Origin of the sequence: Arthrobacter mangrovi (assembly GCF_026011795.1) — a bacterium.
GTDB classification, from domain to species: domain Bacteria; phylum Actinomycetota; class Actinomycetes; order Actinomycetales; family Micrococcaceae; genus Crystallibacter; species Crystallibacter mangrovi.
On record NZ_BRVS01000009.1, the window covers coordinates 75,790 to 99,549 of the forward strand.

17 protein-coding genes are annotated in these 23,760 nt (G+C 62.8%); 13 read left to right on the forward strand and 4 right to left on the reverse strand.

Annotated features, from left to right (window positions below; all coding sequences use genetic code 11):
- Positions 1 to 6 precede the first annotated feature (6 nt).
- The 6 genes from AHIS1636_RS11620 to AHIS1636_RS11645 are packed head-to-tail and all read left to right on the forward strand — an operon-like array spanning position 7 to position 7,590.
- Positions 7 to 741: an amino acid ABC transporter permease gene (locus tag AHIS1636_RS11620; protein ID WP_264795992.1), complete on the forward strand. Its 735-nt coding sequence runs from the start codon at positions 7 to 9 to the stop codon at positions 739 to 741.
- Complete coding sequence (locus AHIS1636_RS11625) at positions 738 to 1,541, forward strand: amino acid ABC transporter ATP-binding protein (RefSeq protein WP_275116377.1); 804 nt, start codon at positions 738 to 740, stop codon at positions 1,539 to 1,541. Before AHIS1636_RS11620 ends, AHIS1636_RS11625 begins: the two co-directional genes overlap by 4 nt.
- On the forward strand, positions 1,531 to 2,544 hold the full coding sequence (locus AHIS1636_RS11630; RefSeq protein WP_264795993.1) for a C-terminal binding protein: 1,014 nt from the start codon (positions 1,531 to 1,533) through the stop codon (positions 2,542 to 2,544). The genes AHIS1636_RS11625 and AHIS1636_RS11630 overlap by 11 nt, the downstream gene beginning before the upstream one ends.
- Positions 2,545 to 2,580: 36 nt before the next feature.
- Positions 2,581 to 4,302, forward strand: a complete 1,722-nt coding sequence (locus tag AHIS1636_RS11635) for an amidohydrolase (RefSeq protein ID WP_264795994.1) — start codon at positions 2,581 to 2,583, stop codon at positions 4,300 to 4,302.
- A 9-nt stretch (positions 4,303 to 4,311) separates the two neighbouring features.
- The gene (locus AHIS1636_RS11640) at positions 4,312 to 5,946 is read left to right on the forward strand and encodes a thiamine pyrophosphate-binding protein (protein WP_264795995.1); all 1,635 of its coding nucleotides are present in this window, start codon (positions 4,312 to 4,314) and stop codon (positions 5,944 to 5,946) included.
- Positions 5,947 to 5,979: 33 nt separating this feature from the next.
- Positions 5,980 to 7,590: a zinc-binding metallopeptidase family protein gene (locus tag AHIS1636_RS11645; RefSeq protein ID WP_264795996.1), complete on the forward strand. Its 1,611-nt coding sequence runs from the start codon at positions 5,980 to 5,982 to the stop codon at positions 7,588 to 7,590.
- 108 nt (positions 7,591 to 7,698) lie between these two features.
- Here the strand turns inward: AHIS1636_RS11645 and AHIS1636_RS11650 are convergent, their stop codons facing one another.
- From AHIS1636_RS11650 to mfd, 3 genes are all read right to left on the reverse strand, one after another.
- Positions 7,699 to 8,619, reverse strand: coding sequence for a hypothetical protein (locus tag AHIS1636_RS11650; protein ID WP_264795997.1), 921 nt, complete (start codon positions 8,617 to 8,619; stop codon positions 7,699 to 7,701).
- Positions 8,616 to 9,830, reverse strand: a complete 1,215-nt coding sequence (locus AHIS1636_RS11655) for an AAA family ATPase (protein ID WP_264795998.1) — start codon at positions 9,828 to 9,830, stop codon at positions 8,616 to 8,618. Before AHIS1636_RS11655 ends, AHIS1636_RS11650 begins: the two co-directional genes overlap by 4 nt.
- Positions 9,831 to 9,976: 146 nt before the next feature.
- Complete coding sequence (gene mfd, locus AHIS1636_RS11660; RefSeq protein ID WP_264795999.1) at positions 9,977 to 13,576, reverse strand: transcription-repair coupling factor; 3,600 nt, start codon at positions 13,574 to 13,576, stop codon at positions 9,977 to 9,979.
- A gap of 696 nt (positions 13,577 to 14,272) precedes the next feature.
- Here mfd and AHIS1636_RS11665 point away from each other — a divergent pair.
- The 7 genes from AHIS1636_RS11665 to AHIS1636_RS11695 all read left to right on the forward strand — a co-directional run bounded on the left by AHIS1636_RS11665 (position 14,273) and on the right by AHIS1636_RS11695 (position 22,818).
- On the forward strand, positions 14,273 to 15,295 hold the full coding sequence (locus AHIS1636_RS11665) for a UDP-glucuronic acid decarboxylase family protein (RefSeq protein WP_264796000.1): 1,023 nt from the start codon (positions 14,273 to 14,275) through the stop codon (positions 15,293 to 15,295).
- Between the two features lie 69 nt (positions 15,296 to 15,364).
- On the forward strand, positions 15,365 to 16,684 hold the full coding sequence (locus AHIS1636_RS11670) for a UDP-glucose dehydrogenase family protein (RefSeq protein WP_264796001.1): 1,320 nt from the start codon (positions 15,365 to 15,367) through the stop codon (positions 16,682 to 16,684).
- Positions 16,685 to 16,729: 45 nt separating this feature from the next.
- Entirely contained in the window at positions 16,730 to 17,779 is a 1,050-nt protein-coding gene (gene galE / locus AHIS1636_RS11675) for a UDP-glucose 4-epimerase GalE (protein ID WP_264796002.1), read from the forward strand.
- Positions 17,776 to 19,608, forward strand: coding sequence for a glycosyltransferase family 2 protein (locus tag AHIS1636_RS11680; RefSeq protein ID WP_264796003.1), 1,833 nt, complete (start codon positions 17,776 to 17,778; stop codon positions 19,606 to 19,608). Before galE ends, AHIS1636_RS11680 begins: the two co-directional genes overlap by 4 nt.
- 27 nt (positions 19,609 to 19,635) lie before the next feature.
- Positions 19,636 to 20,250 carry a PIG-L deacetylase family protein gene (locus AHIS1636_RS11685; protein ID WP_264796004.1) on the forward strand — a complete coding sequence of 205 codons (615 nt, stop codon included), beginning with the start codon at positions 19,636 to 19,638 and terminating at the stop codon, positions 20,248 to 20,250.
- Positions 20,247 to 21,446 (forward strand): glycoside hydrolase family 53 protein, encoded by a 1,200-nt coding sequence (locus AHIS1636_RS11690; RefSeq protein ID WP_264796005.1) that lies wholly within the window; start codon positions 20,247 to 20,249, stop codon positions 21,444 to 21,446. The genes AHIS1636_RS11685 and AHIS1636_RS11690 overlap by 4 nt, the downstream gene beginning before the upstream one ends.
- 115 nt (positions 21,447 to 21,561) lie before the next feature.
- Positions 21,562 to 22,818, forward strand: coding sequence for a nucleotide sugar dehydrogenase (locus tag AHIS1636_RS11695; RefSeq protein ID WP_264796006.1), 1,257 nt, complete (start codon positions 21,562 to 21,564; stop codon positions 22,816 to 22,818).
- Positions 22,819 to 22,872: 54 nt separating this feature from the next.
- On the opposite strand, the gene AHIS1636_RS11700 is transcribed toward AHIS1636_RS11695, so the two are convergent.
- The gene (locus AHIS1636_RS11700) at positions 22,873 to 23,745 is read right to left on the reverse strand and encodes an LssY C-terminal domain-containing protein (protein WP_264796007.1); all 873 of its coding nucleotides are present in this window, start codon (positions 23,743 to 23,745) and stop codon (positions 22,873 to 22,875) included.
- Positions 23,746 to 23,760 lie beyond the last annotated feature (15 nt).

Below are 23,760 nucleotides of genomic sequence, written 5' to 3' on the forward strand. Positions count from 1 at the left end.
GAATCCATGCTGTTTGATCCCGAGATCTTTTTCCAGCAACTTGTCAGCCCCGAGTACATGTGGGGCGCGCTCATCTCCGTGGCGGTCGCCGTCCTGTCGCTGATCCTCGCCACGCTCATCGGCTTCTTCGTGGCCCTGGGCCGGACCTCGCGGAAGAGGTCGTTCCAGGCGCCGGCCAACGTTTACGTCTGGTTCTTCCGCGCCATCCCGGCGCTGCTGGTCCTGCTCATCATGTGGAACGCGCTGCCCCAGCTGATCCCCATCTTCAGCCAGGACTGGTTCACGCCCTTCATTGCCGCCTTCATCGGCCTGGGCCTCGTGGAGGCCGCCTTCATGGCCGAAATCATCCGCTCAGCCCTGCTGAGCGTGGACGAGGGCCAGTCGCTGGCCGGCCGGGCGCTGGGTATGTCGCCGACCAAGGTGATGCTCAAGATCACCCTGCCGCAGGCCATCCGTATCGCCCTGCCGCCCACAGGCAACGAGTTCATCGGCCTGGTGAAGTACTCCTCACTGGCGTCCGTGATCTCGCTGCGGGAGCTGCTGACCACTGCCCAGGTCGGCGTGAACATCACCTTCCGCTACGCCGAGTACTACGCCGCCGCCATCATCTACTACCTGATCATCGTCACGATCCTGACCCTGCTGCAGAGCATGATCGAGAAGAAGTTCGCCTGGACGTCCAGGGCGACCGTGAAGAAGAGCCGGGCGCTGGCTCCCGCCGCGAAAGCAGGACTGTCATGACCCAGAGTGCAGCTGTAGCCCAGGAGGCTCCCGCCGTGAACCAGCCGATCCTGCATGTCGAAAACCTGCAGAAGGCCTACCATGGCCAGGAAGTCCTCAAGAGCGTCGACTTCGAAATCCGCAAGGGCCAGGTCAAGGCAGTACTGGGACCGTCGGGTTCGGGGAAGTCTACAATGCTCAGGCTGATGGCGCTGCTGGAACCCTCGGACGGCGGCAGCATCAAGCTGCGCGGCGAGACCATCGGCACCAAGGAGCACCGCGGACGCACGGTCCATCTTCCGGAACGCCTGCTGGCCAGGCAGCGCCAGGACATCGGCATGGTCTTCCAGAAGTTCAACCTGTTCCCCCACCTGCCGGCGGTGCGGAACGTCATGCTCGGGCTCACGTCGGTCAAGGGCGTGTCCCATCATGAGGCCCGGGAACTGGCCATGGAGATGCTGCAGCGCGTGGGCCTGGAGAACCGGGCCGAACACTATCCGTCGGAGCTCTCCGGCGGCCAGCAGCAGCGCGTCGCCATCGCCCGGGCGCTGGTGCTGAACCCTTCGGTCATGCTCTTCGACGAACCCACCTCCGCCCTGGACCCGGAACTGGTTGGCGAGGTCCTGGACGTGATGGAGAACCTCGCCGCGGACGGCATGACCATGATCGTGGTGACCCACGAGGTCCGCTTCGCGAGCCGGGTTGCCAGCGAGGTGAGCCTGTTCGACGGCGGCGTGATCGTGGAGCAGGCCGCCCCGGACCAGTTCTTCAACAATCCCAAGCATGAACGCACGAAGAGGTTCCTCAGCCATGTCCACTAACATCCCGAGCCGGGACCGGCCCCTTGCGGTCTACACGGACATGGACGACACGGACTTCGCTCCCGGCGTCGCCCTGCTCGAATCCGCCGGGTTCGAGGTCCGCTACCTGGACAGCCAGGACCCGGAGGTCATCGCCCGGGAGTCGGCCGGTGCCGAAGCACTCCTGGCCGGCTACGCGCAGATCACCGCTGAGGTCATCGCGGTGCTGCCGCACCTGCGGATCATCGCCCTGATGTCGGTCGGCTTCAACAACGTGGACATCGAGGCCGCCCGAAACCGCGGAATCTGGGTGACCAACATCCCCGCGGCAGCGACCGAGGAGGTGGCCACGCACGCGTTCGCGCTGGCACTGGCCGTCACCCGCGACATGCCCTTTTACGCCGGGCAGGTCCGCCGCGGAAACTGGAACGTCCGCAACGGCATCCTCCCGCCGCGGCTCAGCGAACGGCGCCTCGGGCTGGTCGGCCTCGGCCGGATCGGGCGCAAGCTCGGCACGCTGGCAGCTGCCACCTTTGGCGAAGTCGTCGGCTACGACCCGATGCTGCCGGACACCACAGAGACCGCCGCTGACCTGCGGGCTGCCGGTATCCGCCGGGCGGACCTGGACGAGGTGCTCCGGACTGCGGACGTCCTCTCGCTCCACGTGCCGCTGACTCCCGAGACCGAGCACTTCATCGACGCAGACGCGATCCGCAGGATGCCCGCGGGCAGCTACCTGGTCAACGTCAGCCGCGGGCAGCTCCTCCATGTCCCGGCCGTCGTCGAGGCCCTCGACAGCGGGCACCTCGCCGGCGTAGCCGTGGACGTCCTCGACCAGGAGCCGCCGGCCGCGGACCACCCGCTCGTCGCCCATCCGCGAGCTTTGGTCACACCGCACGTGGCCTACCTGTCGGACCGCACGGATTCCGAATACGTGCGCCAGCAGGCCCAGAACGTCGTCAGCTGGCTCCGGCACGGAACGCCGGACACTCCCCTGTTCCCGCTGGAATCCGTCCAGGCCTGATCCCCTTCCTCCGCACCACTTTCCCAGGAGCACGACTTGCGCAAACTCCAGAGCTTCCACCGGCAGTCCTTCGGCCACGTGCCCGTGATTGTCACCGCCCGGACCATCCATACCCTGTCCGACGGCGATCCCTCCCCCGAGGCCTTCCTCACCTTTGGTCCGGACATCGTCGCCACGGGGACCGTGGCCCAGTGCCGCGGGGCGGCCGCCCGCCTGACCATGGCGGAACCGCAGCTGCAGGACTTCGGCGATGCCGCCGTCGTTCCCGGATTCGTTGACCCGCACGCCCACCCGCTGATGCTGGGCCAGATGATGAGCTGGGTGGACTGCGGCCCGGGCAAGGCTGCGAGCATCCCCGAGATCGTCGCGCTGCTGAAGGCGGCGGCGGAAACGACGCCGCAGGGGCTGCCGGTGCGCGGCTACGGCTACGAGCACCGCAACCTTGCCGAAGGGCGCCATCCGACCCGGCAGGAACTGGACCAGGTCGCGACTGACCGCGAGGTCTACCTGATGAACGCGTCGGGCCACGGCGGCGTAGTGAATTCCTTCACCTTCACTTTGCACGGCGTCACCCGGGACACGCCGGACCCGCAGGGCGGTGTCTTCTTCCGTGACGCGGACGGCGAACTCACCGGCGAACTCTCGGACGCCGCCTGCAACATCCTCACCGGACTCGACGGGGTCAAGGTCGGCCACCACGGCCCGAACTTCCACTTGGCGGACGAGCCGGACGAGCACCTGCGGCAGCTGCAGGCCGCGCAGGAGAATTTCCTGGCCGGCGGCGTCAGCACCATCGGCGACTGCCAGGTGTCCAGGCGCGAGTTCGACATGTACCTGCGGCTGGCCGAGCAGGACCAGCTCAAGACCCGGGTCAGCATGTACCTGCTCTCCCACCTGCTCGACGACGCGCTGGAGATGGGCCTGCACGGCCAGTTCGGCAACGCGCACCTGAGCTTCGCCGGCATCAAGTTCTACGCCGACGGCACCCTCGGCGGCTGGACCGCGTACTTCCCCGACGGCTACGTCGGTGATCCCTGCCGCACCGGCCAGCTCTACCACGAGCCGGCGGACTATGCGGGGCTGATCCGCAAGGCCCACCTCGCCGGGCTGCAGACCGCCACGCACGCCCAGTCCCCCACCGCGCTCGAAATGGTCATCTCCGCGATAGAAGCAGCGCAGGCTGAACGCCCGGATCCGGACGCCCGCCACCGCATCGAGCACTGCGGCCTCCCGACCCCGGAGCAGATCCGGCGCATGGCCGCCGCAGGCATCTACCCGGTCAACCAGCCGCAGCACTACTACAACTGGGGCGAGGGCGTCACCGCGGCCATCGGTACCCCCGGCGAGCGCTTCAACCCGCTGGGCGAATTCGTTGCCGAGGGCGTGACCGTGACGCTGAGCTCGGACGCTCCGGTTGCCGAACCGCGTCCGCTGGAGGCCATCCAGGCCGCCGTCACCCGCGTCACCCGGCTGGGCCACCGGCTCGGGTCGGACAACCTGCGCATCTCGGCCCGCGAGGCACTGATCGGCCACACCCTCAACGGGGCCAAGGCTCTTGGCCGCGAGCACGAGCTCGGCTCCCTGGAACCGGGCAAGCGCGCCGACTTCGCCGTCCTGGCCGCGGACCCGCTCGCCGCAGCCCCTGAGGAGATCGGCAGCATCCGCGTCCTGCAGACCTGGATCGACGGCGCCTGCCGGTTCACTGCGGACCAGACCACCGAACCGGCGGCCGCCTTGTCCGCCGCGAGCGCGCGTTAGGAGCCCGGCATGGAAACACTCGGCCACGTCGAGGCCCCGCCCGTCCTCATCCCGACGGACAACGCGGGCCTCGCCATCATGACGGTGCTGCGCAACTACGGCATCGACACCATCTTCGGCATCCCCGGCACCCACAACTTGGAGTTCTACCGCCATCTGCAGCCGCTGGGCATCCGCCCGGTCACCACCCGGCACGAGCAGGGCGCCGGCTACGCGGCGGACGGCTGGTCGCAGCAGACCGGCCTGCCCGGCGTCGTCATCACCACCTCCGGGCCCGGCCTGCTCAACGCGCTCTCCGCCGCCGGCACCGCCTACTGCGAATCGCGGCCGCTGATCGTGCTCTCCCCTGGCGCCCCGGAGGGCGAGGAGTTCGCGGACATCGGCGCCCTGCACGAAACCAAGGACGCCACTGCAGCCGCCGGCGCCATCGTGGAGTGGAGCCGCCGCGTGCACAGCGCCCGCGAAGCGGTGGAGGCGGTTCACGACGCGTTCGAGCTGTTCCGCTACGGCCGGCCCCGCCCGGTCCACATCGAGGTCCCGCTCAACGTGCTGGAGACTTCGCACGGCTGCCCGGCCGAGCTGCTCGATGACCGTCACCGCCGGGCACCCGCAGGGGCGGACGACGGCGGCGTGCTGGCCGCCGCGGACATCCTGCGTTCCGCTGAGCGGCCGGTGATCCTGGCCGGCGGCGGTGCGCTCCCGGCCGATGCCGGCGTGCGGCGGCTGGCAGAAATCCTGCAGGCCCCGGTCGTCACCTCGCTCAACGGCAAGGCCGCGATTCCGGAAGACCACCCGCTGTCCCTCGGCTCCAACATCCGGCTCCCCGGCGCGCAGGAACTCTGCAACGGGGCTGACGTGCTGCTCATCATCGGTTCCAAGGTCGGCGAGGCGGAAATGTGGGGCGGCGCCGTTACCCCGAGGGGCACCGTCGTCCGGATCGACATCCTCGAATCCCAGCTGCGGAAGAATGTACAGGCGGACCTTGGGCTGGTAGGCGACGCCGCCGCCGTCGTACCCCAACTGGTGACGGCACTGGACGGGCACCAGGCCCCGGCCATAGACCTCGCTGACCTGCGCGCCGGGCTGGAGCAGCAGGCCCGCGCGCTCTCGCCCGAGCTCGCCGCCATCGCGGAGACCATTGGCCAGGCGGTCGCGCCGGAGACCATTATCGGCGGCGACTCCTCGCAGATCACCTACTTCGGCACGTCCACGTTCATCCCGCAGCGCCAGCCGCACAGCCTGCTGTACACACCGGCCTACGCCACGCTCGGTTACGGCCTGCCCGCGTCCATCGGCGCCAAGATCGCCGCCCCGGAACGGCCGGTGGTCTGCGTCGCCGGCGACGGCGCCCTGATGTTCGCTATCCAGGAGCTGGCCACCGCCGTCGAACAGAGCCTGGACCTGACCGTGGTCTGCGTGGACAACGGCGGCTACGCCGAAATCCGGCAGAACGAACGCGACCGCGGCATGCCCGAAGTCGGCGTCAACCTCCACCAGCCCGACTGGGCCGCCCTCGCCACCGCCTTCGGCGGGCACGGCCGCCGCATCGAAACGCACCAGCAGCTGGCCGACGCCCTGCGGGACGCCCAGTCCGCCGGCGGCCTGCAGCTCATCCACGTCCCCCTCGCCCGGCTCGCCAGCTGAACCGGCACCGCAAGATTCCAAGGAGCACTCCCCATGACCGACGTCCTGCCCGACGCCGCCACCGCCGGCCTGACCGGCGCAGCCAAGTCCACCGCACGCGCCTGGATCGAAGCGAACATGCCGCGCCTGTCCGAGTGGCACCGGCACATCTGGGAACTGGCCGAACCGGCCTGGCGCGAGTACCAGTCCGCGGCCTGGTACGTGGCCAAGCTGCGCGAGGAAGGCTTCGAGGTCGAGGCCGGCAGCGGCGGCATGCCCACCGCCTTCAGCGCCAGCTGGAGCAACGGCGACGGCGGCCCCGTCCTGCTCACCTACGCCGAGTACGACGCGGTGCCCGGCAACTGCCAGGCCGCAGGCCATCAGGAGGAACCGCGCCAAGGGCTCAGCGAGTTCGCTCCCGGGCATACGGACCCGCACTCGGCGCTGGGTATGTCCACCCTCGCCGGCCTGCTCGCCACCAAGCATGCCATGGAGGTCCACGGCATCGCCGGCACCCTGAAGTACACCGGCGAACCAGCCGAGAAGGTGCAGGGCTCCAAGGTGGTGCACGGCCTGTGCGGCTATTACGACGACGTGGACGCGATCGTCAGCTTCCACCCCTTCTACATGCTGCCGCTGTGCAACACCGCCCGCTGGGACACCCAGTGCGGCAGCTACTACAGCAAGGTCTACACCTTCGTCTGCGACCAGCCCGAGACCTGGCAGCTGTCGGCCAACCCCAACTCACCCATCCCGGCCTCGCACTCCGCCGCCCGGGCGCCCGGAGCCAACGTCGCGCTGATGAGCATGTACAGCTCGTCCCGCATCATGCAGGACGCCATGTTGCCGAGCTTCGGCGGCTGGTCCCTGTCGGATGCCATCTTCACCCACGGCCAAGCTACCGCGGACAACCTGCCGGCGCGGATCGCGCAGATCCAGTACTCCTGGCGCTGCCCCACCATCGAGATGGCCGAGCACGTCCTCGCCGTCCTCGACCGCAACGCTGAGCACGCAGCCGCCATGGCGCACTGCCGGCTCGAAACCACCTGGGTCGCCCGCAACCGGCCCGGCCGCACCAACCACGTCCTCGCGCAGAAGCTCTACGACAACCTCGCCGACGTCGGCGCGCCCGTCTATGGCCCTGAAGCTATTGCCGCCGCCCGGAACATCCAGCGGAACCTCGGGCTCGAGCCCATGGACAAGCCCTTCCTTGACGAGTGCCAGCAGCTCATCACGCCGCAGGATGCCGAGGCAGCACTGCGCGAGCACATGGCCCCCTGGCAGAAGAACTGGACCAGCGACGACTACGTCGAAATGACGCACTACGCCCCGACCGTCCGCTTCTACGTCTCCCGGCCCGCGCTCAAACCCGCCCCCGGCAACGGCGCCTACCCTGGCTGGGTCATGAACGCCCTCGGCGGCATCCCCGCGACCATCGACCCCACCATCGAAACCGCTGGCAAAACCATCGCCGGCACCTTCGTCGACCTGCTCACCCAACCCGACGTCCTAGCCGAAGCCCGCACCGAATACGATCGCCGCGTTTCGGAAGATCCCATGCCACCACTCCTCGACCCGGACTTCATGCCGCCCACCGAACTCGCCTGGCCCGACTACGCCACGGACCAGACCGGCTCCCGCACGTGGCACCCCAAGTCAATCTGACATGCAATGAGGAGCATAGCGGTCTACGTCCATTCCATAAGTTGAGCGCGGGCAGAATCCCGCCCAGAACTACACAGTGGCGTCGATTTACTGCAGTCTCTAAGTCAGCTACTTGATAATAGACTGCACTGCTCGAACATAATGATCAGTCCACGCGCCTGAATAAGAGAGGGTTTCCAAGCACGACGCAATTATCTCGCGGTCAGAAGTACCAGATTTTATGATTTCTTCGGCCAAATGCACACGCACTAGATGCTTTAAGTACCCGGCGATCCATTTCCCGTGTAAAAGGCTGGCAGCCTCGCCATTCTCAAGCCTGTGCCCGATATACTGCTCAGCTAAAGACCATTCAGATGCCCAGTTATCGGCGCCAACATGCGAGATCACGGCTTCTTTCAATTCCTGTAGACTCGACTCATCGAGCGCCCCATAGGTGTCCTCATTAATCTGAGAGACGGAAGCAAATCGCGGGCTCGATGGCAAACCAGTCCGAGCCGCTACCAGTCGCAAGAGAATCCACTCACGCCATAACATGGCTAGTGAACTGAGCGGGTCACCCAAGGCGCGGAAAAGAGGCCGCAGATGCTCGCGCCCTAGCCCATGAGAGGATCCCAGGGCACGCATAAGGTCTCCATTTGCGAGTATCTCTGACTCCACGTCCATATTTTTCGTGTAAACCACGTGGACGTCATTCTCGCAGGTGCCAAGGAAGTCATCGATGTCGCGATCTAAGAAGAATGCAGCAGCGACTGCCCCCTTCCGGTTCCTGTGAGTCAGGGCATCTTCTGACTTCAAATAATGGAAAATCTTAAGAAGGTGCTTCTTTCCTCCAGCACTGATTCCATCAACTGACAACTGCTCGGCAAGTCGAATAGAAACAGATGCGTGCTCAAGTTCTGGAACAGTCTCAAGAAGCCTTTCATAGAAGGCTCGATCGTAGTCTCTGCCTTCTACCATCACCCATAGTCGCGTCCGCCCCATCTGCATACGTCGACGAAAAGCTTGTATGTCTTGTGGAATCTTGGTCATAGCTCAAAAACGTATCTGTCCTGGATGTCCATCATCACTTCCGGCGAATGCGTCGCCAGTAGGAGTTGAGCTTCGGGATTGACTCTCTGCATGGACAAAATGAGCGACTGCTGCCAATCAACGTGAAGGGATAGTTCTGGTTCGTCGATCATTATAGTTGAAGGACCTATGGCCAAGACCTCCAATAATACGTGGAGCAACTGCTTTTCACCTGAAGAAAGCGAGCTAAGAGGAATTACTTTGTCTGCAATGCGCACTTCCAATTGAGAGGAAAATCCACGCTCGCGCTTATCAAGGAATAGATGTTTATTCCCAAGATACATTTCACCTATGACCGATTGGAGTTCAAGTTGGGGCCCCAACGCCTCCTCCACTTCACGGCGAACCTGCTTTATCTCCGCAACAACTCGGCGATGCTCCTCCGAAAGATTGTACTTTTCCATGAAGTCTCGTTTAGATACTCGCAGAGACAGCCTCTGCTCGCTCAAGAAAGTACGAACTAATTCATAGGCTTCTTCCGCCGAGCCGTGCTCCATACCCTCTGGACGGTTCACACCTCCCGCACCGAACGCTCCACCGAAAAGCATTGCGAGGACAGATGCTAAGCCTTGTTGCTGAATCTCACGAATTCGTGAACTGCTCAACGCACTATAGTGCAGCCAAACATTCTTCACTTGCTGAACGAAGCGTTCATCGGCAGAGACCTGCTCTTTTATTGCAGCAGCCGAATTGGACCGGCCAGAAGTGATTAGTCGCCTAGCAACCACACGAGAGATGGGTAGGTATGTGTGTGCATACCGCGCTGAATAAGCACGGTCAGGAATTTCCCCTTGCATCTCTATCGTTGTTGACCACGATTCTTCTTTATGAGAGAACCAGTCCGTGTCGTCTAAAGTTGACACCTCGGTAACAAAAGAAAATTCGACGGGGTCCTCTTCCTCGATTTCGAAATCTGATTCCTTTTTCGAAAAGACCCGACGAATGACAGCATTGTGCTTCTCGCTGTAAAAAACAACGTCAGCGTGATCGAATGGAAGCTGCTTAAGGGGGGCTGTTGAGTTACTCAATGCGCAGTCCAAGATCTGAAGGAGGGTAGTCTTTCCCGATCCATTCAATCCCCAAAAAACGTTTACGTAGCGATCGAGTTTTCGGCTTATCACGTCGCCGCGACCCGCCAAGTTGGTTACGGTAAATTCAATTATATAGGTCACGGTCGTCCTCATTGAAAGATTTGCTGCGAGTTAGCTTATCTCATGTGGTACATCGCGCTGCAGTACTTCAGGAGTTCACTCTATTGAATGCTCAGGCGTGTGCACACCAAACCATGCATCGCGTTTATAGAAAAAAGCTACAGTGCTTACTCCTTGAAAATCGCGTCGATGACCTGCTGCGCCCAGTCGAGGATGGCCTGATCCGCGAGATCCTTGCCGCCGATGCGGGCGGTTTTGGGCTTCGGGATGAGGATGAAGTCCAGGGCCGGCTTGACCTGCGAGCCGGGGTACATCCTGTTCAAGCGCATGACCTTCGATTCGGGCAGCGCCGCCGGGGCGAACTTGATGAAGTTGCCCTGGACGGCCACGTCGGTAAGGCCGGCGGCCCGGGCACCGACCCGGAACCGGGCGACCGAGATGAGGTTGGTGACCGGCTCGGGCGGGGTGCCATAGCGGTCGTTGAGTTCCTCGACGACCTCGTCGATCGCCTCGTTGGTCAGCGCGGAGGCGAGCTTGCGGTAGGCCTCGAGCCGCAGCCGCTCCCCCGGGACGTAGTCGTGCGGCAGGTGGGCGTTGACCGGCAGCTCGATCTTCATCTCGGCGGCCTTCTCCTCGGCCTCGCCGCGGAAGTCAGCCACAGCCTCGCCGACCAGCCGGATGTACAGGTCGAAGCCGACGCCCTGGATGTGCCCGGACTGCTCGCCGCCCAGCAGGTTGCCGGCACCGCGGATCTCAAGATCCTTCATGGCCAGCTGCATGCCGGCGCCGAGCTCGTTGTGCGAGGCCACGGCCTTCAGCCGCTCCAGTGCGACCTCGCCCAGCGGCTTCTCCGCCGGGTAGAGGAAGTAGGCGTAGGCGCGTTCCCGCCCGCGGCCCACGCGGCCGCGCAGCTGGTGCAGCTGGGAAAGCCCATAGTTGTCCGCCCGGTCCACGATCAGCGTATTGGCGTTGGAGATGTCCAGGCCGGTCTCGATGATGGTGGTGCAGACCAGCACGTCGAACTTCTTCTCCCAGAAGTCCACGATGATCTGTTCCAGCCGCGCCTCGGACATCTGCCCGTGCGCCACCTCCACCCGGGCCTCCGGCACCAGCTCGCGGATGTGCGCGGCCTGCCGGTCGATCGAGGACACCCGGTTGTGCACGAAGAACACCTGGCCCTCGCGCATCAGCTCGCGCCGGATCGCGGCCGAGGTCTGCTGGTCCGTATACGGGCCCACGTAGGTCAGCACCGGGTGCCGCTCCTCCGGCGGCGTCGCCAGCGTGGAGGTCTCCCGGATCCCGGTCAGCGACATCTCCAGCGTGCGGGGAATCGGTGTCGCCGACATCGCCAGCACGTCCACGTTGGTGCGCATCTTCTTCAGCGCTTCCTTGTGCTCCACGCCGAACCGCTGTTCCTCGTCCACGATGACCAGGCCGAGGTCCTTGAACTCCATCTCCTTGGACAGCAGCCGGTGCGTGCCGATCACCACGTCCACCGAGCCGTTCTTCACGCCCTCGAGCGTCTCCTTGGCTTCCTTCGACGTCTGGAACCGGGACAGCGGCTGCACCCGCACCGGGAATCCGGAGAACCGTTCCGAGAACGTCTCGTAGTGCTGCTGCGAGAGCAGCGTCGTCGGCACCAGCACGGCCACCTGCTTGCCGTCCTGCACCGCCTTGAACGCCGCGCGCACCGCGATCTCCGTCTTGCCGTAGCCGACGTCGCCGGAGACCAGCCGGTCCATCGGCACTTCGCGCTCCATGTCCGCCTTGACCTCGTTGATCGTGGTCAGCTGGTCCGGCGTTTCGATGTACGGGAACGCCTCCTCCAGCTCGCGCTGCCATGGCGTGTCCGGTGCGAACGCGTGCCCCTTCGATGCCATCCGCGCCGAGTACAGCCGGATCAGCTCGCCGGCGATCTCCTTGACCGCCTTGCGCGCCTGGCTCTTGGTCTTCGCCCAGTCCGAGCCGCCCATCTTGGACAGCGCCGGCGTATCGCCGCCCACGTACCGGGTGACCTGGTCCAGCTGGTCCGTCGGCACGAACAGCCGGTCCCCCGGCGCCCCGCGCTTGCTCGGCGCGTACTCCAGCACAAGGTATTCGCGCATCGTCTTGGTCGGTCCGGCACCGGACGAGCGCTGCACCAGCTCCTTGAACTTCGCCACGCCGTGCTGTTCGTGCACCACGTAGTCGCCCTCGGTGAGCTGCAGGGGGTCGACGGCGTTGCGCCGCTTGGAGGGCATCTTGCGCATGTCGCGGGTGCCGGCCGCGGTGGTCCGGCCCAGCAGGTCCGCCTCCGTGAGCAGCCCGAGCTTCAGCCCGTCGAACACGAATCCCTTGCCCGCGGTCGCCGTCGTAATTTCGATGATTCCGGGCTGCGGCTCCTTCTCCAGCGACTCCACGCGCGCGGCGGGAATGTTGTTGTCGTGGAAGAGCTCGGCCAGGCGCGAGGCCGGGCCGGGGCCCTCGGTCGCCACCACCACGCGCCACTGGTCCCGCACGCGCGAGCCGATGAAGTCCATCATTTCGGCCACGTCGCCCTGGTAGCCCCGCGGTTCGCGGGCCGCGAGCGTCAGCGTGTCGATGTCCAGCACGGTCTCGTCGTCCGGGTTGAAGGACGTGATGGACCACCAGGAGACGCGGTGCTCGAGCGCCGTGCTGCGCGTGTCCGCGAGCGAGCGGAACCCCGCGGTCTCCAGGTCCCCCTGCAGCGCCAGGTCCAAAGGCGCGCTCCCGCCGTCGGACGCGGTGGCCCACGCCGCGGCGAGGAACTCCGCGTTGGTCGCCTCCAGGTCGTGCGCGCGGGCGCGCACCTTTTCCGGTTCAATAACGACGGCGATGCTCGCCTCGGGCAGTTCGCCCAGGAACGGGACCATCGCCTCCACGAGCACCGGCGCGAGGGACTCCATGCCTTCGACCGCGATGCCGCCGGCGATCTTCTCCAGCATGTCCGCCGCGGCCGGCATCTGCGCCTTCAGCTTCGCGGCCTTGCTCATCACGCCCGGGGTGATCAGCAGCTCGCGGCACGGCGGGGCATACAGCGCCTCCGGATGCTTGATGTGCTCGCCCGAGAGGGAGCGCTGGTCGGCCACCGCGAACCAGCGCATCTGGTCCACCTCGTCGCCGAAGAAGTCGATGCGGATCGGGTGGTCCTCGGTGGGCGGGAAGACGTCCAGGATGCCGCCGCGGACCGCGAACTCGCCGCGTCGGGACACCATGTCCACCCGCGCGTAGGCCGCCGCGGCCAGATGCTTCACCACGTCGGTGAACTCGACCTCGTCGCCGACCTTCAGCGAGACCGGCATCAGGTCGCCCAGGTCCTTCACCAGCGGCTGCAGCACCGCGCGCACGGGAGCGACGACGACGTGCAGCGGCACCGTGCCTTCCGAGCCGTGCTTCAGGCGGCGCAGCACCGAGAGCCGCCGGCCCACCGTGTCCGAGCGCGGGGACAGCCGCTCGTGCGGCAGCGTCTCCCAGCTCGGGAACTCCTCGATCGACTCCGCCGGCAGGTAGCAGCGCAGCCCCGCCGCCAGGTCCTCCGCCTCGCGGCCGGTCGCGGTCACCGCCAGCACCACGGGTGCCTGCCCGCCGTCCGCCGCGATACCTTCCAGCCCCTCGACCATCTCCGCCAGCAGCGCCGCCCGCAGCCCGGGAGGCGCCCCGATCTGCAGGTCCTCGCTGCGCTCCCCCGCCGGCCTCGACGCCTGGGTGCGCACCCGTCCAAAGGACTTGTCCTCGGCCAGCGCGGTCCGCAGTCCATTCAGGCTCATCTTCGTCATCTCCGGGGTGCTCGGGAGTTCAGGCAACACGAGAACCCGAAGTTCGTCAGAACCCCGGGATCACGGACATGAGTTTACCGCCTGCCTCCGACAGTCATGCGGCTCAGCGCCGACTGCGCGCGGCAGCAGGAGAGGAGCCAGCGATCGCGAGATGGTGGTTCGGAAAACCTTGACTGCCCGGAATGTGACGAGGACTCACGGACTGTTACGGGTGATGAAACCGTTGAATGCGATTTTTCTGAAAAGGACTTGGACACAAAAACTTTCAGAAATTAGGAAACACTTTGCTTCCTTAAGATGCTAACCGTGCTTACTTATACGTTTCATGGTCTTCAGGGCAAGTAGCTTTCCGTGAGAAAGCCCCGACCTGCGGCCTAGAATCAAGGTTCTTCCAAGAAGTCAAGACTAAAAACACCCCTTTACGCAGCCCTCGTCTCTCGGCAAGATTCTGCTCACGGAACCCGTGTAGTTCCGGTTGGGGCAGGTAGTCAAAACTGGTTACAGTTTGAAGCTACAAATATTGGGGAATGTGAGGTAGGCAATCGGTGATCGGTCTTTACCGAAACCGAATTGAAGCAGACATCGTCTCGGATGTCTCATTTGGGGAGATCGCAATAGGAAGCCTTATTCGCTGCGCCTTCATGTACTGAATGGCGCAACGGCTTCCGTCTGAATTAGGGGTCAGTTATGCGTGTATTGATTACTGGGGGCTGCGGATTTCTCGGATCCCACCTTGCGGAAAGATTGCTCGAAAGAGGCGATACAGTTATCGCTATCGATGACCTGTCGACCGGTCGGCTAGACAATATCGATGCCTTTTCGCTGAATCCGAACTTCTCGTTCATCCAAGCCGACGTCAGCACGGCCGTGGATGTGCCTGGACCGTTGGACGCCATCGCACATCTAGCAAGCCCTGCCTCGCCGCCGGACTATCACAGGCTACCGTTGGAGACCTTGGCTGTGGGCAGCAGAGGAACCGAAAACGTCTTGGCAGCGGCCGAAAAGAATTCCGCGCGCTTCGTGCTGGCGTCAACCAGTGAAGTGTATGGAGATCCCACCGTCCATCCTCAGACTGAGGACTATTGGGGGAATGTAAATTCCGTCGGGCCGCGAAGTGTCTATGACGAGGCCAAACGCTTCGCCGAAGCCATTTCCATGGCGTACGCGCGTACGCGGAATGTCGATGTCGGCATTGTCCGCATCTTCAATACGTTCGGCCCCCGAATGAGGGCCGAAGACGGACGAGTGGTCTCAAGTTTTATCTCGCAGGCCCTCAATGGCGACGCCCTTACGATTTACGGGGACGGGAGCCAAACGCGCAGCTTCTGCTACGTCGATGACTTGGTCGACGGATTGATCGCCATGCTTGACTCTTCGGAGGCCGGACCTGTGAACCTTGGTAACCCCGTGGAACGCACGGTCCTCGAGTTTGCCCAGCTCGTACTCCAGGCAACAGGGTCGAGCTCAAGCATCGAATTCCATCCCCTGCCGAAGGACGATCCGACCCGGCGCCGCCCGGACATCAGTCGAGCACAAGAACGGTTGGGCTGGAGCCCTCGTGTGTCCACAGAAGACGGCCTCCGCGCCACCATCGATTACTTCAGGTCCTGCCCTTCTGAAGTATCTGCGGCTGCTGATGCCCTTGCCGGCGCCCAGTTCGAAGGCAACGCAGTCAATCGGCAGGAAGCAATCCTGGCCGAACGGGTTTAAGCCCTCCTCTCTTTTTCCTGCACAGCACGTTTGAAAGGACTGCTGTGCCTTGTTCCAGCTGGAGTTCTCATGCGCATCACAGTTATCGGCACCGGATATCTCGGTGCAGTCCACGCCGCCGGCATGGCCGAATTTGGTCATGAAGTTCTCGGCGTTGACATCGACCCGGTAAAAATCGAACGGTTGAGCCAAGGCCAGACGACTATTTTCGAGCCAGGTTTCCCGGAACTTCTCCGGAGAAATATCGACGCTGGCCGGTTGAGCTTTTCCACATCGCTGGAGGAGGCAGCGGCCTTCGGTGATGTTCATTTCATCTGTGTTGGCACTCCTCAGAAACCCGGGACCAACGCGGCAGATATGAAGTACATTGACGCCGTAATCCACGGATTGGCTCCCCACCTTCATCGTCCATGTCTGGTGGTCGGCAAATCCACGGTTCCCGTGGGGACCGCCCGTCGGCTGGCCAGGTTGATTTCGGAACTGTCCCCGGTCGGTGCCGAAGCGGAAGTGGCTTGGAATCCGGAGTTCCTGCGCGAGGGCTTTGCAGTGCAAGATACGCTGCAGCCGGACAGGCTGGTCACAGGAACGGCTTCCAGCCGCGCGGAGTTGGTGTTGAAAGATGTGTACTCCTCCGTGATCGACGCGGGAACACCGCACATCGCCACAGATCTCGCCACGGCGGAACTGGTCAAGGTCTCGGCAAATGCCTTCTTGGCAACCAAGATTTCGTTCATCAACGCCATCTCGGAAGTATGCGAAGCAGCCGGGGCTGACATCATGCCGCTCGCGGCGGCCTTGGGACACGATTCCCGTATCGGCCCTCGCTTCCTCGTACCGGGAGTAGGATTCGGCGGCGGCTGCCTCCCCAAGGACATCAGGGCATTCATGGCGCGCGCGGAAGAACTGGGCGTCAGCGAGGCCCTCGATTTCCTCCGTAATGTCGATCGGGTCAACACCAATTCGCGACATAACGCCGTGGACCTGGCCGAAACCATGCTGGAGGATTCGCTCACAGGGAAGCGCATCGCCGTCCTGGGTGCCGCTTTCAAGCCCAACAGCGACGATGTCCGGGACTCCCCTGCCCTGCATGTCGCCCAGGCCCTTCATGAACGCGGCGCCAATGTCCGGGTGCACGACCCCGAGGCCATCGATAATGCACGGGCTGCGCACCCTGCACTGAACTACGCCTTGGACATCGACAAAGCGATCGAAGGATCTGAACTGGTAGTTCACCTCACGGAATGGCCCGTTTACCGCCAACTCGATCCGGTGAGCGTGGTCGGATTGGCCAGCGTCCCCAGAATCCTTGATGCACGAAACGCTCTGGACATCGACCGGTGGCGCGACGCCGGCTGGAAAGTCCGGGCCATGGGTCGACCGGTTCGATAGTCGGTTTCCGAACACAAACGAACTTAACCAGCTTTGGAGGGCACCATGGGCAACCCCACCGCATTAGTAACGGGTGGCGCAGGATTCATCGGCAGTCACTGCTGCGTAGATCTCTTAGCAAACGGGTTCGATGTCGTAGTAGTAGACAATTTCAGCAACAGCTCGCCGGCTGCCTTGGATCGTGTACGGGAGATCAGCGGGGCAGGACATCTGACTTCCCTAAAGGTGGATCTGCTGGATCAGTCGGCGCTGCAGTCGGTTTTCGACTGTTACTCGATCGACGTCGTTATTCACTTTGCTGCTTACAAGGCGGTGGGCGATTCTATGAACCGTCCCCGTGAGTACTACACGAACAACGTAGCGGGAATTCTTGACCTCGTAAACGCAATGAACCTGGCCGACGTGAAACACCTGATCTTTTCATCTTCGTGTTCCATCTATGGCAATGCCACCGAGATCCCGCTCACCGAGTCCTCCGCCCCCGGGCCCACAAATCCGTACGCGAAAAGCAAGTGGATATGCGAGCAGATACTGGAAGACATCTGCGCCACTCACCCGGATTGGTCGGTGACAGCCCTCCGGTACTTCAACCCGGTGGGGGCTCATGAAAGCGGCCTGCTTGGCGAAGACCCCACCGGCATCCCAGGAAACATCATGCCTCTGCTGTCACAAATTGCCGCGGGACGGCTGAGCGAATTAAACGTCTTCGGATCCGATTACGCCACTCCGGACGGAACAGCCATTCGAGACTACATCCACGTGATGGATGTCGTTGAAGGGCATCGCTTGGCGCTGGAACGAGGAAAGATCTCGGGGTTCCGCCGGTACAACCTGGGCACGGGAGTCGGCACATCAGTATTGGATCTCGTCTGCAGGTTTGCAGCCGTCAGCGGCGTAGAGATTCCTTACGAGATTGTCGGGCGCCGCCCCGGCGATGTGCCGGAACTAGTTGCCTCCCCCGACCTCGCCGCTGCCGAATTGGGCTGGCGGGCGAAGCGAAACCTCGACGACATGTGCCGGGATGCGTGGCACTTCCAGCAACTGAATCCTTTGGGTTACCAGCAGGCGGTCACCGGCGAAAGGGCTCCGGCATGAGTTCCACCATCCAGGAAGGCGAAGGCCGCGGCAGCTTCGAGACCGTCGTCCCTCAAGGCCCCGGCTCAAGCGAGATTATCGGCCTAACGCCCGGCGGACCCGTGCTATCAGGAACCAAAGCTCCAACGCAACAAGCTCGAAAAGGCACTTTCATCCATACCTTGGACAGCACGGACCGTCTCGTACTTGGTCTGTTGACTGCAGGCTGGATCGTGGCTTTCGCTGCTTTCTGGGCCTGGTGGTTGCAGCCGGAACATCGTGTGGGGTGGGCGGGTTTGGTCGTGAACTCGGTCCTTCTCTTCTACCTCTCCTATCTGCCCAGCTATTTCCTGGTGGTGGTCAGTCGCTTGCGGCGGATAAATCCAGATCTCCCTATCCCTGATGTGAAGACGGCATTCATCGTGACCAAGGCGCCGTCAGAGCCGTGGGCCGTAGCAGAACGCACTCTGACCGCCATGCTTGGCCAGAAGTTCCCCCATCCCTACGACGTCTGGCTGGCAGATGAAGATCCCACGGACGAAGTGCTGGTGTGGTGCCGCGGGAACGGCGTCAACGTCTCCAGTCGCAAGGGCGTCGATGCCTACCACCGCGCGGAGTGGCCGCGCCGGACTAAGTGCAAAGAAGGAAACCTTGCCTATTTCTACGACAATTGGGGTTACGACCTCTACGACGTCGTAGTGCAGTTGGACTGCGACCATGTTCCCGCCCCAACGTATCTCGCCGAGATGGTCCGGCCATTTTCGGACCCGTCTATCGGCTACGTCGCCGCGCCGAGCGTGAACGATTCGAATGCCCGCGAGTCCTGGTCTGCCAGAGGGCGCCTCCACCGGGAGGCCACCTTTCACGGACCTGTCCAACTGGGACATTCCGACGGGCTCGCGCCATCCTGCATCGGCTCGCACTATGCGGTGCGTACAGAGGCATTGGCTAGCATCGGCGGCCTCGGACCCGAGCTCGCCGAGGATTTCTCCACCTCGTTCCTGCTGACGTCTGCAGGGTGGAGATCAGCCTTCGCATACACCGCCGAGGCACACGGCGACGGGCCAACCACGTTTGCCGCGATGGTCACACAGGAATTCCAGTGGTCGCGCAGCTTGGTCATGCTCTTCTTCAATATGGTTCCGGCCCACCTGAGGCGGTTTTCCTGGCCGCTACGGATCCGATTCCTCTTCGCGCTTTCGTATTATCCGTTGCTCGCTGTTACGACGGCGGCGGGGCTGGCTTTGCCCGTGATCGCCGCGGTTAGCGGAACAGCTTGGGTCAACGTCAACTACTTTGAGTTCCTGGCGCGTTGGATGCTGCTTAATGTCTTCATGCTGGCCATCACGGTCTATATCCGCAGGAGAGGGCTGTTGAGGCCCGTCGACGCGCCAATCATCAGCTGGGAAAACTGGATCTACGCCTTCGCTCGCTGGCCCTACATCGCCTGGGGTGTGGTCGCTGCTGTCATTCAGCAGTTCCGGCCGAAGCCCCTTGCCTTCCGGGTGACGCCCAAAGCCCAGAAAGGATTGGAACCTCTGCCAACGCGTCTAGTAATGCCATACATAACGATTGCGGCCGTTATGGCTTCGGCTGCGTTGATTGGAGAGGCAAAGACGCAGGCCTACGGATACGTCTTCCTATGTCTGCTCGGTGCCACTTGGTACGGGATCGTCAGCCTTGCAATCCCTCTGCTGCATGCCGCAGAGGCAGCCCGGGCCAACGGAACGGTTTTCGTGGAGGGCCTGCGGGCCACTGCCGCAGCGCCAACCCTCATGGCAAGTACCAGTGCTGCCTTGGTCGCAATGGCCATAGCCATTTATCCCAGCTACGTGGCGCCGTTTCTGTAGAACGCATTATTCGTCGAAGGAGGACAAATGAGTCGCTTAATCCTTGCCCCGCATGCAGACGATGAAGTCTTGGGCTGCGGAGGAATGCTGGCCAAATATCCGAACGATTGCGTCGTCGCAGTCTGCTCCATACCGACATCGATACGACGTGAGGAAGCTGCCCGGGCGAAGGCAATCCTTGGGTACCGCGAGATGCATTGGCTCGAACTCGAGGAGGCCTACGGTGGCCGCGAGTTGGTTGACGAATTCGACAGCGTACTCGCCAAACACCAGCCTTCCGAGCTCTACTTGCCCTATCCCGACCTTCACCAAGATCACATCGCCGTCTACGAGGCTGGCCTGAGAGCAGCTCGCGTGTCGATGAAAAAGGACCACTGGTACGTTCCCAACGTCTTCGTTTATCACGTCGCTGTATATACGACGGAGTTGGCTCCCACGGGTCTGAAATTCGACACCTTCGAAGACATCTCAGGTCCACCAATCGTTGCCAAAGCCAAAGCGATGGATGCTTACGAGTCCGAAACCGCGCCCCCGCCGAGTCCCTCGAACGGCGATGCTTTGGTCACTCACGCTCGTGCTCTTGGCTCGGTCCACAGGCTCGAGGCTGCTGAGCAGTTCGCCACCATCCGGACCATACGATGACCTCACAGGAAAAGCCTCCCAACCGTTCCTACCGCCGTCGACGAGGGTTAGGACGCACCGCAGCCCTGGGAATCGGAATTTCGGTCGCGCTCGCAGCGCTGGTTGCTGCATCTGTCCAGATGACCAGTAACGCGCCTGCGGCGACGCTACGAATCCGCGGAGCCGACATGTCGTTTACCCTTCAGGAAGAAGCCATCGGGAAGAAACTGACGGACAACGGCCGGGTCGCCCCCATTGAGAAGATCCTCGCCAGCCACGGAGCGAACTACTCCCGCATCCGGCTGTGGGTGAATCCTCAGGCCGGCACCAGCGATCTGAAAAGTGCCCTGACCTTGGCTCGGCGGGCGAATAGTGCCCGGATGCAGATAATGCTCGATCTGCACTACTCGGATTCATGGGCAGACCGGACTACGCAGCAGACTCCCGCGGCATGGCAAAACCAAAACACCCAGCAATTGGCCGCTACCGTCAAGAAGTACACCCGCGACGTTATCGCCAAGTTCGCATCCCAGGGCACCCCCGTGGATATTGTCCAGATAGGGAATGAGGTGATCCACGGGATGATGTGGCCCGTGGGCCAGGTCTATCCGGTTGGCGGCGAGGAGTGGTCAGGGTTCACGGAGTTACTCAAGGCCGGTGTAGCCGGCGCCAAAGAGGGTAATCCGCAAGATCCACCGGCCATCATGATTCACACGGATACCGGCGGCGATGCGGAGGAATCGGCCTACTTTTTCGACCAGGTTAAGGCGCATGGAGTGCCCTTCGACTTGATCGGCTTGTCCTACTACCCGTTCTGGCACGGCTCGCTGGATGACCTCCGCAACAATTTGAAGTCCCTGTCGTCAAGGTTTGGTAAAGACATCATCGTCGCCGAAACAGGCTACCCTTGGACCCTCTCGAGCGGGGACGACTGTCCTAGTGTTGTCACCGATATCGATGCCCTTCCTGACGCGGCGAAGTATCCCCCCACGCCCTTGGGCCAAGCCGACTTTTTTGAAGCACTAAACCTGGTGCTACGCGAGGTGCCCGGTGGACACGGCGTGGGATACATCGTGTGGGAGCCGGGCTGGCTGCCGGGCGTGAACGCAACTCCCGAGGTTTGCAATGGCCACTCGAACCTCACCCTATTTAACTGGTCAGGGCATGGGCTTCCTGCCCTCACAGCCTTTGAACCGACCGGAAAATCCGGGCGCTAACTCACCGCACACTGTTGCCGCCCGCCTCGGGGTCTGACATCCCCTCTCTTCAGAATGGAGCCCTCAGTACGGGGTTCCTCCATCATCAGCATCAAGCTATGCAAGGAATCAAGATATGACTCAGCTTGTAGTAGTGGGACAAGGATATGTAGGGCTGCCGGTGGCGGAAGGGGCCGCCTTGGCGGGACTCAAGGTGACCGGCTTCGAACTCAACCACAACACTGTGCACCACCTGAATGCTGCCCAGTCTCACATTGACGATGTAAGCAATGATCGGCTCGCAGAGATGCGCCGGCTGGGGTATCACGCAACTTCGGATCCGTCCGCATTGGGGGCAGCCGACGTCATCGTCATCTGCGTACCGACCCCCCTCGGTGATGCAGGAAGTCCGGACTTGTCCGCCGTGATCTGCGCAGCCAAGTCCATAGCTGACAACCTGACCCCGGACACCCTCGTCGTCTTAGAATCGACCACCTACCCAGGTACGACTGAAGAGGTTCTCCGACCTATCCTGGATGGGTCAGGATTACAGTTGGATGTTGACTATTTTCTCGCTTTTTCGCCCGAACGCATTGACCCGGGCAATTCGAAGTACGGCCTTGCCAACACACCGAAGATCGTCGGCGGGGTGACACCAGAATCAGGCCGCCGCGCAGTTTCTTTCTACTCGAGATTTGTCGACATTGTTGTACCCGCAAAGGGTGCGCGGGAAGCCGAGACGGCCAAGCTCTTGGAAAACACTTACCGGCACGTCAACATCGCTCTCATAAATGAGATGGCGCGATTTTGCCATGATCTGTCCATTGACCTTTGGGATGTCATTGAGGCTGCCAAAACCAAGCCCTTCGGTTTCCAGGCCTTCTACCCCGGCCCCGGAGTCGGGGGCCACTGTATCCCTATAGATCCCAATTATCTTGGCTATCAAGTCAAGAAAACACTCGGTTACCCGTTCCGCTTCGTAGAACTGGCTCAAGAGATCAATGCCAATATGCCAACATACGTTGTAAACCGAATAGCAGACCTGCTCAACGAAGATACAAAGTCGCTGAAAAACTCGAAAGTGCTCTTGCTCGGGGTGACATATAAGCCCAACATCTCCGACCAGCGGGAATCTCCGGCTGTGCCCCTAGCTAACATCCTGCTCGACAAGGGAGCGGACGTGGCGTTTCATGACCCCCACGTCAAGGATTGGGTGGCACCCAATGCGAAGCTGCGGTGCGTCGAGGATCTTGAAGCAGCTGCCTCCGTCGCAGACGTTGTTGTCCTGCTTCAAGATCACCGTGAGTACGCCGACGATACCGTCGCCAAGTCCGCCAAGAGATTCCTCGACTGTAAGGGGGCCAGCAGGAACCTCCGCGCCGTTCGTCTCTGACCAAGCTGAGCCAAGTATGTTTTGTTGACAGGGCCCACATGGACCCGCCGTTACCTAGCTTAATTCAGCCGACGGTGCGGACGACGGCGGGGCGAGGCTGATCATGGGCAGGTCGCCGTCGGTTTCGATCGCGTCGCCGCCGCCGTTGCGGGCATGGTAGCCGGTGGAGAAGTGCCGGAGCATGTGGACGGTGGCTCCGGAGCTGGCGAGCGCTGCGGTGACGAGGTCGCGTTCGGTGTCGGTCTGTTCGGCGATCTTGTGCGTGATCTGGAAGGTGAAGAGCGACAGGCCTACGCGCCGGTCGAAGGTGGCGGCGCCGACGAAGTCCACCTTCCAGCCGCCGGGCAGCCTCCATTCCGGCGGGCAGGCCCAGAACCTAACGTGGTGCCGCTGCGCCGGGCTGCCGGCCACCTCCAGCTCAAAGGCCAGCGTCTCTTTCTGGCCGAACACGAAGAGCGGACTGACCGGGGCCGAGGGGTAGCTGCGGCGCAGCAGGGAGTCGCGGACGATCCGCCAGCTGCTGGACAGCGTGACCGGGTCCGCCTCGATCCAGCCCGCCCCGAGCATCGCTTCCCGCAGGGAGTCCGCGTCCCCGATGACGGCCAGGTTCACCGGGTCGCCCAGCAGCCCGTCGACCGTGCGCGCCCGTCCGATGAAGTAGTTGGGCACGTAGATCCGAGTCAGGAGGCGGTTCAGCCGCGGCAGCAGGATGTAGGCCGCGAGCACCCAGACGAAGAAGAAAGCCCATGGCAGGCGGGCGTCATCGCTGAGTCCGTCGATCAGCAGCTCGTAGACCGCCCATCCCGCCAGGACCGTGACCAGCAGGTAGCCGATCCGCTGCAGCCAGAGCACGACGGTGCTTGCCAGCCGGCTGTACCAGCGCGGCGGCGGCGTGCTGTCCCGGGAACTTGTCCCCGAGCGGTTCATCGTCCCATTATGGCC